The sequence below is a fragment of the uncultured Streptomyces sp. genome (assembly GCF_947488945.1).
Lineage (GTDB): Bacteria > Actinomycetota > Actinomycetes > Streptomycetales > Streptomycetaceae > Streptomyces.
Map to the genome: position 1 here is coordinate 1 of NZ_CANLBS010000084.1, position 592 is coordinate 592.

Consider the following 592-nt stretch of genomic DNA (forward strand, 5'->3'; position numbering starts at 1 on the left):
GTGTCGGTGGGGGTGCCGGTGAAGGCGAGGACGGCGCCGAAGGGGTTGTCGTGGGTGTTGGGTTCGATGCCGGTGGTGTGGAGGGTGTGGTGGTGGAAGTCGAGGGTGAGGTGGGAGCGGCTGGTGGTGTGGCGTCGGGTGAGGAGGAGGTCGGTGTGGATGTCGATGGTGTGGACGGTGGGGTCGTTGAGGAGGGTGTCGAGGGCGTGGTCGCCGGGGTGGGTGGGGTCGTGGTGGCCGAAGGTGCGCAGGTCGACGGTGCCTTGGTGGAGTTGGTGCCAGCGGCCCTTGGGGGGTGTGGTGGTGGGGGTGAGGACGGTTCCGCCGTTGTGGGGGGTGGTGGAGTGGGCGTTCCAGCGGGCGGTGAGGGTGCCGCCGTCGCCGGGGGTGGTGTGTCCGGCGACGAGGGCGAGGGTGCCGTCGGTGAGGTGCTTGGGGTCGAGGGCGCGGAGTTCGGCGACGGTGGAGGTCTGGAGGGGGGTGGTGGTGCGGGCGGGGGCGGCGTGGGCGGTGGTGGTGGTCACGGCGGTGCCGGCCGCGACCAGGCCGGCCAGGCCCGAGGCCCGCAGCAACGCACGACGACCGGAACGGA

Annotated in this window: 1 pseudogene; it reads right to left on the reverse strand. The window is 72.6% G+C overall.

Going from position 1 to position 592, the window contains the following annotated elements:
* Positions 1 to 592 (reverse strand): annotated as a pseudogene (locus Q0994_RS33920) (peptidase C14); the annotation flags it as partial.